This is a genomic window from Dyella sp. (assembly GCF_035508675.1).
Lineage (GTDB): Bacteria > Pseudomonadota > Gammaproteobacteria > Xanthomonadales > Rhodanobacteraceae > Dyella_B.
This window is the reverse complement of the sequence record NZ_DATJMN010000156.1, coordinates 1-9,924: the sequence shown is the minus strand read 5'-3', so window position 1 is coordinate 9,924 and position 9,924 is coordinate 1. Positions and strand designations below refer to the sequence as shown.

The 9,924-nt window shown below is 63.7% G+C and carries 11 protein-coding genes; 8 read left to right on the top strand and 3 right to left on the bottom strand.

Going from position 1 to position 9,924, the window contains the following annotated elements:
• Positions 1–72: 72 nt before the first annotated feature.
• The 3 genes from mreD to VMA74_RS08685 are packed head-to-tail and all read right to left on the bottom strand — an operon-like array spanning position 73 to position 2,636.
• On the bottom strand, positions 73–561 hold the full coding sequence (gene mreD, locus VMA74_RS08695) for a rod shape-determining protein MreD (RefSeq protein ID WP_325366244.1): 489 nt from the start codon (positions 559–561) through the stop codon (positions 73–75).
• Complete coding sequence (mreC, locus tag VMA74_RS08690) at positions 558–1,562, bottom strand: rod shape-determining protein MreC (RefSeq protein ID WP_325366243.1); 1,005 nt, start codon at positions 1,560–1,562, stop codon at positions 558–560. The genes mreD and mreC overlap by 4 nt, the downstream gene beginning before the upstream one ends.
• 27 nt (positions 1,563–1,589) lie before the next feature.
• Positions 1,590–2,636, bottom strand: a complete 1,047-nt coding sequence (locus tag VMA74_RS08685; protein ID WP_325366242.1) for a rod shape-determining protein — start codon at positions 2,634–2,636, stop codon at positions 1,590–1,592.
• Positions 2,637–2,961: 325 nt separating this feature from the next.
• On the opposite strand from VMA74_RS08685, the gene VMA74_RS08680 reads away from it, so the two are divergent.
• From VMA74_RS08680 to VMA74_RS08645, 8 genes are all read left to right on the top strand, one after another.
• Entirely contained in the window at positions 2,962–3,897 is a 936-nt protein-coding gene (locus VMA74_RS08680; RefSeq protein WP_325366241.1) for a carbohydrate kinase family protein, read from the top strand.
• 18 nt (positions 3,898–3,915) lie between these two features.
• Positions 3,916–4,275: a DUF1304 domain-containing protein gene (locus tag VMA74_RS08675; RefSeq protein WP_325366240.1), complete on the top strand. Its 360-nt coding sequence runs from the start codon at positions 3,916–3,918 to the stop codon at positions 4,273–4,275.
• Entirely contained in the window at positions 4,272–4,949 is a 678-nt protein-coding gene (locus tag VMA74_RS08670; RefSeq protein WP_325366239.1) for a M24 family metallopeptidase, read from the top strand. The genes VMA74_RS08675 and VMA74_RS08670 overlap by 4 nt, the downstream gene beginning before the upstream one ends.
• 142 nt (positions 4,950–5,091) lie before the next feature.
• On the top strand, positions 5,092–7,230 hold the full coding sequence (fusA, locus tag VMA74_RS08665) for an elongation factor G (protein WP_325366238.1): 2,139 nt from the start codon (positions 5,092–5,094) through the stop codon (positions 7,228–7,230).
• A 139-nt stretch (positions 7,231–7,369) separates the two neighbouring features.
• A complete protein-coding gene (locus VMA74_RS08660) occupies positions 7,370–8,761 on the top strand; it encodes a M20/M25/M40 family metallo-hydrolase (protein ID WP_325366237.1) in 1,392 nt (463 codons plus the stop codon).
• 65 nt (positions 8,762–8,826) lie between these two features.
• A complete protein-coding gene (locus VMA74_RS08655; protein WP_325366236.1) occupies positions 8,827–9,084 on the top strand; it encodes a type II toxin-antitoxin system Phd/YefM family antitoxin in 258 nt (85 codons plus the stop codon).
• The gene (locus VMA74_RS08650; RefSeq protein WP_325366235.1) at positions 9,072–9,371 is read left to right on the top strand and encodes a type II toxin-antitoxin system RelE/ParE family toxin; all 300 of its coding nucleotides are present in this window, start codon (positions 9,072–9,074) and stop codon (positions 9,369–9,371) included. Before VMA74_RS08655 ends, VMA74_RS08650 begins: the two co-directional genes overlap by 13 nt.
• Before the next feature lie 113 nt (positions 9,372–9,484).
• The coding region (locus tag VMA74_RS08645; protein WP_325366234.1) for a GTP-binding protein at positions 9,485–9,924 on the top strand (440 nt) is incomplete at its 3' end.

Here is a 9,924-nt window from a genome sequence, read left to right as displayed (position 1 = left end):
AGGCGCGGCGGCGGAACAGCTCGCCCTCGCCGCGCGTGTCTTTGTAGATGCGCAGGCGTTTTGCAGCCGGCTTCATTGCAGCCTCAACCGCATCCGCAGATCGTCAAGCAACAAGAACAGGAACGGCCACAGCAGCGCGCTGACGAATGGCGAAGCCCACCACAGCGTCGGCGGCGTGGATTCGCCAGCAAAAGCGCGCACCACCAGCAGCAGAAAGCGGTCGTTGAGCAACAGGGCCAACACGGCCAGCGTCTGCTGCCACATCGGGAAGAAGCGCAGGCGCGAGCGGAAACGCAAGGCAATGAACGCCAGCACGCACAAGCGCAGCGCCTGTTCACCCAGCAGCACGCCGGTCAGCAGATCCGAGCAAAGGCCGAAGATGAAAGCGAGGCCCAGGGTAACGCGCTGCTCGCCCGATTCGAGTGCCCAGTACAACAGCACCAGCGCAGGCCAATAGGGCTTGAACGCCTCCAGCACGTGCGGCAGCGGCACCAGCATCAGCATCAGCGCCATCACCAGGGTGCCGAGAAACCACCAGAAGGAAAGTCGCTGCCGACTCATGTCGAGGGCGTCCCTGCGGAAACGACGGCTGCCGGCTTGGCGGATGACGTCGGCGCGGCCGGCAAGCTTGCGCGCGGCGATGCGCTGGTGGATGCCGGTGCGGGCGCCTCGCTATCCGGCGGACCGGCCGGCTGCACCGGTGCCGGCGGACCGGCCGGCTCGGGCAAGTCATGCAGCACCAGCAGTTCGTCGGCGCGATCCAGATCGGCGCTGGGTTGCGCATGCGCTTCCAGGAACATGCCGCCTGGGGACGGCCCGACGCTGCTGATCTCACCCACCGGGAAGCCCTGCGGGAAACGCCCGCCGAGGCCAGAGGTGAGCAGTTTGTCGCCCACCTGCACATCGGCCGCCATCGGCACGTTGGGCAAAGTGAGCTGCTGGCCATTGCGCGAGCCGTAGGCGATGGTCCGCAACCCGGTACGCTGGATCATCACCGGCACGGCGTGATCCGGATCGGTCACCAGCATCACCATGGCAGAGTTCGGCAGCACGTCGACGATTTGCCCGACCAGGCCATGCGCATCGATCAAGGGCTGGCCGGCCTTGATGCCATCGCGCGCGCCCAGGTTGATCATCAAGCGGTGCCGGTAAGCGCCCAGGTCCATGCCGATCACCCGCGCCATCTGCACATGCAGGTCCAGGCTGTGTTGCGTATCGAGCAGTTCCTTCAGGCGTTGGTTCTGCTCGGCTACTGCCGCCATGCGATTGAGCTTGGCGTTGGCCAGCAGCAGGTCTTCACGCAGGCGCTGATTCTGTTCGGTAAGCAGGCGGCGGTCGGCAAAGGCGACGCTCAGCGTATGGAAGCCTTCGGCGGGCAGGCTGGCCAGCCGATAGACCGGTTCCACCACGATCGCCGTGGCATAGCGCAGGCGCCACAACCAGCCGTTGCGATGGTCGAGCACCATCAGCACCATCGCCAGGGCGAGATAGAAGATCAGCCGCAGGGTTCCGGCGGCCGTACCGGCAAACAGGGGCGAGGATTCCTCGCGGGCGAGCGGCATGGCCTCTACCTCTACCCCTGCGGTGGGTTATTCGGGAGCGAAGAAGTCGCTGCCGTGCTGATCGATCAGCTCCAGCGCCTTGCCGCCGCCACGGGCCACGCAGGTCAGCGGATCGTCCGCCACCTGCACGTGCAGACCGGTTTCCTCCGACAGCAGGCGGTCCAGGTCGCGCAGCAGCGCGCCGCCGCCAGTGAGCACGATGCCGCGCTCGGCCACGTCGGAGCACAGTTCCGGCGGAGTCTGCTCCAGCGCCGACTTCACCGCCGCCACGATGCCGGCGAGCGGCTCGTGCAGGGCTTCGAGGATCTCGTTGGAGTTGACGGTGAACATGCGCGGCACGCCTTCGGCCAGGTTGCGGCCGGAGATCTCGATCTCCTTGACCTGGCTCTGCGGGAAGGCGCAGCCGATTTCCAGCTTGATGCGTTCGGCAGTGGATTCGCCGATCAGCGTGCCATGGTTGCGGCGCACGTAGTTGATGATGGACTCGTCGAACCGATCGCCGCCCACGCGCACCGACTGCGAGTAGACGATGCCGTTGAGCGAGATCACCGCCACCTCGGAGGTACCGCCGCCGATGTCCAGCACCATCGAGCCGCGCGCCTCGTGCACGGGGATGCCGGCGCCGATCGCGGCGGCCATCGGCTCCTCGATCAGGAACACATCACGGGCGCCGGCGCCTTCGGCCGATTCCTTGATGGCGCGGCGCTCCACCTGGGTGGAACCGCAGGGTACGCACACCAGCACGCGCGGGCTTGGGCGCAAGAAGCGCGAACGATGCACCTGGCGGATGAAGTGCTGCAGCATCGCCTCGGTCATGGTGAAGTCGGCGATCACGCCGTCCTTCATCGGGCGCACGGTGGCGATGTTGCCGGGCGTGCGGCCCAGCATGCGCTTGGCCTCGCCACCGACGGCGGCGACGGTGCGGGGACCGCCGGGGCCGCGGTCCTGACGGATCGCCACGACCGAAGGTTCGTTCAGGACGATTCCCTGGCCGCGCACGTAAATAAGCGTGTTGGCTGTGCCAAGGTCGATGGAAACATCGTTGGAAAACATCCCGCGAAACTTCTTGAACATGGGTCCGCCGCGTATCGACTCTGGCTAAAAAGTAAGCGCGCCAGTCTAGTAAGCAAAACCCTGGTCCGCAAGGACATTGGCGTTAAAAAAAGCGGCTTTTTCGGGGCAATTGCGCGAACAGTGCGAATAAAAGGCAGGAACGGGAGAATAGGCAGGCGTGCACGCCGCGATACTCATCCCGGTGGCATGCCCACGCAAAAACCGCTGGCATGGATGCCTGGGCCACTCGCCCCCCTGTTCCCCGTTTCCAGCTCAGCCGTTACGATATTTCGTTTGCCGCCGTGGCCCAGCCACGCCCAGCCCATCCATTTGGACCACGATATCCATGTCTGCCGTTATCTGCGGATCGCTTGCCTACGACACCATCATGGTGTTCCAGGACCAGTTCAAGAACCACATCCTGCCCGACAAGGTGCACATTCTGAATGTGTCGTTCCTGGTGCCGCAGATGCGCCGCGAATTCGGCGGCTGCGCGGGTAATATCGCCTATAACCTGAAGCTGCTCGGCGGCGATCCGTTGCCGGTGGCGGCCGTGGGCCAGGACTTCGCCCCCTACCGCGAGCACCTGGACCGTTGCGGCATCCGCATGGACTGCATCCGCGTGTTCGAAGACCAGTTCACGCCGCAGTGCTTCATCACCACCGATCTGGACAACAACCAGATCACCGCCTTCCATCCGGGTGCGATGTCCAGCGCCCATGCCAACCACGTGCGCAACATCCCCCATATCAGCTTCGGCATCGTCGCCCCCGACGGCCGTGAAGCCATGCTGCAGCATGTGGACGATTTCGCGGCGCGCGGCGTACCGTTCGTGTTCGATCCCGGCCAGGCCATGCCGCTGTTCAGTGGCGAGGAATTCCGGGCGATGATCGAAAAGGCCACCTACGTGATCGTCAACGATTACGAATCCCAGCTGCTGCAGCAGCGCACCGGCTGGAGCGCCGAGGACATCGCCTCGCGCGTGACGGCCTATGTGGTGACGCTCGGGCCGCGCGGCTCGCTGATCTATACCGACGGCACCACGCATGAGATTCCCGCCGCGCGCGAGCGCCAGGTGATCGATCCCACCGGTTGTGGCGACGCTTATCGCGCCGGGCTGATCTTCAGCATCATGAAGGGCTGGGACTGGCCGACCATCGGCCGTGTGGCCTCGCTGATGGGCGCGCTGAAAGTGGAGCATCCCGGCACACAGAACCAGTCCTTCAGCTATGACGAATTCGCCGCCGAGTTCAAAGAACAGTTCGGCTACGCACTGGGCTGACGGACCGGAAAGATCATCATGTCGACCCTCGCCAGCATCGTGGTCTCTATCATCGCGCTGATGCACCTGTGGTTCCTGGTCCTTGAGATGGTGCTGTGGGACAAGCCCGCCGGCCTGCGCGCCTTCGGCATCACGCCCGAATACGCCGCCCAGACCAAGGTGCTGGCCGCCAATCAGGGTTTGTACAACGGCTTCCTGGCGGCCGGCCTGGCGTGGGGATTGATCCTCGGCGGCAGCGAAGGCACGCACGTGAAGCTGTTTTTCCTGGCCTGCGTGCTGGTGGCCGGCGTGTATGGCGGCCTGACCGCCACGCGCAAGGTGCTATGGGTGCAGGGGCTTCCCGCCGCGATCGGCATCGCGCTGGTACTGGCGAATTGAACGAAGAAACGCGCGATCACGAAGCGGTCGGCCCGCGGTTCGACCCCGCGCGGATGCAGCGCGCCCGCGAACGCAGCTGGCAGGCGCTGCATGGCATTCGCGAGCGGATGCGCCCCGGCATCAGCGAAGAAGAAGCAAGCGCCCAGGCCATGCAGGTGTTCCAGCAACTGGGCATGGAGCGGCTGTGGCATCCGGTGATCATCCGGATCGGCCCGAACACCACCAAGACCTACCGCGAGCGCTCACTGCCGGGCATGCGCCTGGCTGAAAACGACAGCTATTTCATCGACCTGGGCCTGGTGTTCGACGGGCACGAGGGCGACGTCGGCGATACGTTCGTGGTCGGCCATGCGCCCGAACGGGCCGCTTGCGCGCAGGCTGCGCGCGATTTGTTCCAGGATGTCGCCCAAAAATGGCGGCATGGAGGCTGGAGCGGCCAAAAGCTTTATAATTACGCGTTCGATCGTGCCGAGGCGATGGGCTGGCGCTTCAACCATGCCATCAAGGGGCACCGGGTGAGCGACTTCCCGCACTCGGCGCACCAGGGCGGCAACCTGGGAGATCTCGACCGCACGCCCGGCAAGGGCCTGTGGATTCTTGAAATCCAGATTGCCCACCCGACCGAACCGTTCGGGGCCTTTTACGAAGATTTGCTTGCCGACCCTGCGCCATGAACGCGTCAAGCCGGCAACGAGGCCTACACATTTGACACGTACGCTGCGGAGCATGGATGACCCGCCCATTTTTTTGATTCTCCCCACGGGGGAGAGCACCGCCTTCTGATCGACAAACGACTTCTACTACGGAACCAAGACTGTGGCCCGCCAGAAACCTCTCCACCTCTATCGCAACATCGGCATCATCGCGCACATCGACGCCGGCAAGACCACCACGACCGAGCGCATCCTGTACTACACCGGCAAGAAGCACCAGATCATCGACGTGCATGACACGAAAGATGGCAAGGGCTCCACGACCACCGACTATCTGGAACAGGAAAAGAAGCGCGGCATCACCATTCAGTCCGCTGCCGTGTCGACCGAGTGGAAGGGTCACCAGATCAATGTGATCGACACCCCCGGGCACGTGGACTTCACCATCGAAGTGAACCGCTCCCTGCGCGTGCTCGACGGCGCCGTGGTGGTGTTCGACGGCGTGGCCGGCGTAGAGCCGCAGACCGAAACCAACTGGCGCCTGGCCGATCAGTACAACGTGCCGCGCATGTGCTACGTCAACAAGATGGACCGCATCGGCGCCAACTTCAAGCACGCCGTGGACGGCATCAAGAACCGCCTGGGTGCCAACATCGTGCTCTGCCAGGTACCCCTGGGCAGCAGCGACGACTTCATCGGCATGGTCGACCTGATCGCCGGCGCGGGCTATATCTGGGACAGCAGCGACAAAGACAGCAAGTGGGAGACGATCCCGCTGGACCAGGTCGCCGACCATCCGAAGGTCAAGGCATTCACCACCACCGCCGACACGGAATGGGTATCCAAGCTCGCCGAGCTGCGCGCGCAAAGCATCGAAAGCGCGGTGGAAATGGACGACGACGCCATGCACGCCTACCTCGACGGTGAGGAACCGACGCTGGAAACGCTGAAGAAGTGCATCCGCAAGGGCTGCGTGGCCGGCAAGCTGGTGCCGGTGTTCTGCGGCTCGTCCTACCGCAACAAGGGCGTGCAGCAGATGCTCGATGGCGTGGTCGACTACATGCCGTACCCGGGCGAGAACGGCGGCATCTCGATGGTGGACGAAGACGGCAACATCATCGGCGAACAGGCCGTGACGGACGACGCCCCGGTCCGCGCACTGGCCTTCAAGGTGATCAACGATCAGTTCGGCACCCTCACCTTCACCCGCATCTACTCGGGCGTGATCAAGAAGGGCGACACGCTGCAGAACGTCACCCGCGGCAAGAAAGAACGCATCGGCCGCATCGTGGAAGTGCAGGCCAACGCCACCAAGGAAATCGACGAAGTGCGCGCTGGCGACATCTGCGCGTTCGTGTCGCTGAAGGAAACCGAGACCGGCGATTCGCTCACCGATCCGCAGCATCCGGTGCTGCTGGAGCGCATGCGCTTCCCCGACCCGGTGATCAGCGTGGCGGTGGAACCGAAGAGCCGCAACGACATCGACAAGCTTTCCACCGCGCTCTACAAGATGGTGAAGGCAGACCCGTCGCTGCGCATGGAAGTGGACCAGGAAACCGGCCAGACCGTGCTCAAGGGCATGGGCGAGCTGCACCTGGAAATCACCATCGACCGCATGCGCACCGAACTGGGCGTGGAAGCGAACATGGGCAAGCCCAAGGTCAGCTTCCGCGAAGCGTTCGGCCAGACCGTCGAACACACCTACACGCACAAGAAGCAGTCGGGCGGTTCGGGCCAGTTCGCCGAAGTGAAGATGATCTTCGAGCCGGGCGAACCCGGCAGCGGCGTGGTGTTCTCCGATGAAGTGGTCGGCGGCCGCGTGCCGCGCGAATACATCCCGGCGGTGGAACACGCCATCACGGTGGAATCACGCCAGGGCCAGGTGGCCGGCTACGAAGTGCTGGACTTCAAGGCCCGCCTGGTGGACGGCAAATACCACGACGTCGACTCGTCGGCACTGGCCTTCGAAATCGCCGGCCGCGCCTGCTTCCGCGAAGCGCAGAAGATGTCCAAGCCCAAGCTGCTCGAGCCCATCATGAAGCTCGAAGTGGTCACCGAAGCCGACTACCTCGGCGACGTGATCGGCGACATCAACCGTCGTCGCGGCTCGGTCAGCGAACAGGGCCAGAAGGGTACCAATGCCTTCGTGCAGGGCTTCGTGCCGCTTTCCGAAATGTTCGGTTACATCAACTTCCTGCGCTCGGCGACCAGCGGCCGCGGCACCTTCACGATGATCTTCGATCATTACGAAGAAGTGCCGGCGAGCATGGTGGCCAAGTTGATGGAGAAGGAAGCGAAGTAAGCCTTCGCAACCAGCCTCAGCGCAAAAGCCCGGAGAGCGATCTCCGGGCTTTTTTATATGCCTGACGGCCTGCTGACAGGCTCGGACCCATGTGGTACTCCTTGCCAGCGCGTTCTACCTGCGCCCAACCAAAGGGGACATGGATGAGACTTGCTCCGACCGCCCTCGCCGGCTGCCTGGCCGTGACGATGACCACTGCCGCACACGCCACCGATCCGGCGGTAACGGCGCAGATGCCCGCCACCATGGAGATGCTGCGCCACGCCATCAGCATGCATACCGCGCAGGGCTACGGCCAGGTACCGGCGCTGCCGGCTATCTCGCCAAGCAACTGGAGGCCGCCGGCTTTGCCGCCTCGGACGTCGAGATCATTCCGGTCGGCCATACCGCAGCCATGGCGGTGCGCTATCGCGGCACGGGCGCGGGCAAGCCGATCCTGCTTTCCGGCCATATGGACGTGGTGGAAGCCAAGCGCGCGGACTGGACGCGCGATCCGTTCACGCTGATGGAGGAAAACGGCTATCTCTACGGCCGCGGCGTCGCGGATATGAAGACCGGCGACGTGGTGATGATCCAGACCTTGATCCGGCTGAAAAAGGAAGGCTTCAAACCCAGCCACGACCTGATCCTGCTGTTGTCCGGGGATGAGGAAACCGGCATGTCCACCACGCGCGAACTGGCCAAGCGCTATCACGACGCCGAGTTCCTGCTCAACGCCGACGCCGGCGGCGGCACGCTCGACGACAACGGCAAGCCGGTCGTGTATGAAATCCAGGCCGCCGAGAAGACCTATGCCGATTTCGAGATCACGCTGACCTCGCCAGGTGGCCACTCCAGCGAACCCACGCCGGACAATCCGATCTACCGGCTCGCGCACGACCTGGACAAGCTCGCCGCCTACCCATTCCCGGTGATGAGCAACCCCATCACCATCGCCTCGCTGCGCGCCAAAGGCGAACACGAGCAAGGCGCGCTGGGCAAGGCCATGCTGGCGTTCGCCAATAATCCCCACGACGCCAAGGCTGCCGCGACGATCAGCGCCGATCCGGCCTACGTCGGCCAGATCCGCACCACCTGCGTGGCCACCACCATCCATGGCGGCCATGCGCTGAACGCCTTGCCGCAATCGGTCAGCGTGACCGTCAACTGCCGCATTTTCCCGGGCATCTCAGTGGATTCGGTCAAGAACACGCTGACGCAAGTCATCGCCGATCCCACGGCGACACTTGTCGCCTTGCCGCCTGCGCCGGTGGAAAGCCCTGCCTCGCCGCTGCGTCCCGACGTGCTGGCGGCGGTGACGGCGGCCGTGCATGCGCGCTTTCCGAACGTGCAGGTCGTCCCCGGCATGTCCAACGGCGCGACCGACAGCATGCACTTCCGCACCCTGGGCGTGCCCTGTTTCGGCGTGGATGGCGCGTTCACCAAGGCCAACGACACCTTCGCCCACGGCTTGAACGAAAAACTCCCCGCCAGCGAAGTGCCTGCCGAGCTGGCCTTCTGGCATCAGTTGCTGACTACGTTGGCGAAGTAATGCGCAAAGCGGCCCGCATGGGCCAGGGCTTGCCCCGAGAGAAGTGGCACTTTAGTATCACTCGCATGCGCACCGAACTAGTCACAACACTCAAGCGGCAAGCCACTGAATTGCTGGCCGACCTGGAGCGCGATCGCGAGCCGATTTTGATTACCCAGCACGGCTTGCCCAGCGCCTATCTGGTGGATGTCGAAACCTTCGAAGCCACGCAGCGCCGCATGAAGCTGCTGGAAGGCATCGCGCGCGGCGAACGTGCCCTGGAAGAAGGCCGCACTCTCACTCATGAACAGGCAAAGGAACGCCTGAAACGATGGCTAAAGTAATCTGGACCGATCCTGCGCTCAGTGAACTGGAAGAAATCGCCGATTACATAGCGCTCGAAAATCCCCCCGCAGCCAATGCACTGGTACAACGCGTTTTTGCACATGTCGCACAGCTTGCCGACCATCCCGAAAGCGGATCGAAACCGCAGGAACTGAAGGGATGGCGTTACCGCCAAATCATCGAGCCACCCTGCAGGATCCTTTATCGCATCGATGGCGACCATGTCGTCATTCTGTATGTGATGCGCAGCGAAAAGCAGCTTCGCCCCGGCAAGCTTCGCAGATGACGCCAAATCGAAGCCTGGCATAACGCCCGCCAGGCGATCTTTCAACTGGCGATTTCTGACCTCTCAGGCCATCCCCGCTACAATGTGCGGTTCGCGCCCTTGTCCATCCGCCCATGTCTACTCATCTGCAAGAAACCCACCGCCGCCGCACCTTCGCCATCGTCAGCCATCCCGACGCAGGCAAGACCACGCTGACGGAAAAGCTACTGCTGTTCGGCGGCGCGATCCAGATGGCCGGCTCGGTCAAGGGCCGCAAGGCAGCGCGCCACGCCACCTCGGACTGGATGGCGCTGGAAAAGGAGCGCGGCATTTCGGTCACCTCCTCAGTGATGCAGTTCCCCTACGAGGGCAAGATCGTCAACCTGCTGGATACACCCGGCCACGCGGACTTCTCCGAAGACACTTACCGGGTGCTCACCGCTGTGGACTCGGCACTGATGGTGATCGACTGCGCCAAGGGCGTGGAGGAACGTACCATCAAGCTGATGGAGGTGTGCCGCCTGCGCGACACGCCGATCATGACCTTCATCAACAAGCTCGACCGCGAAGGCCG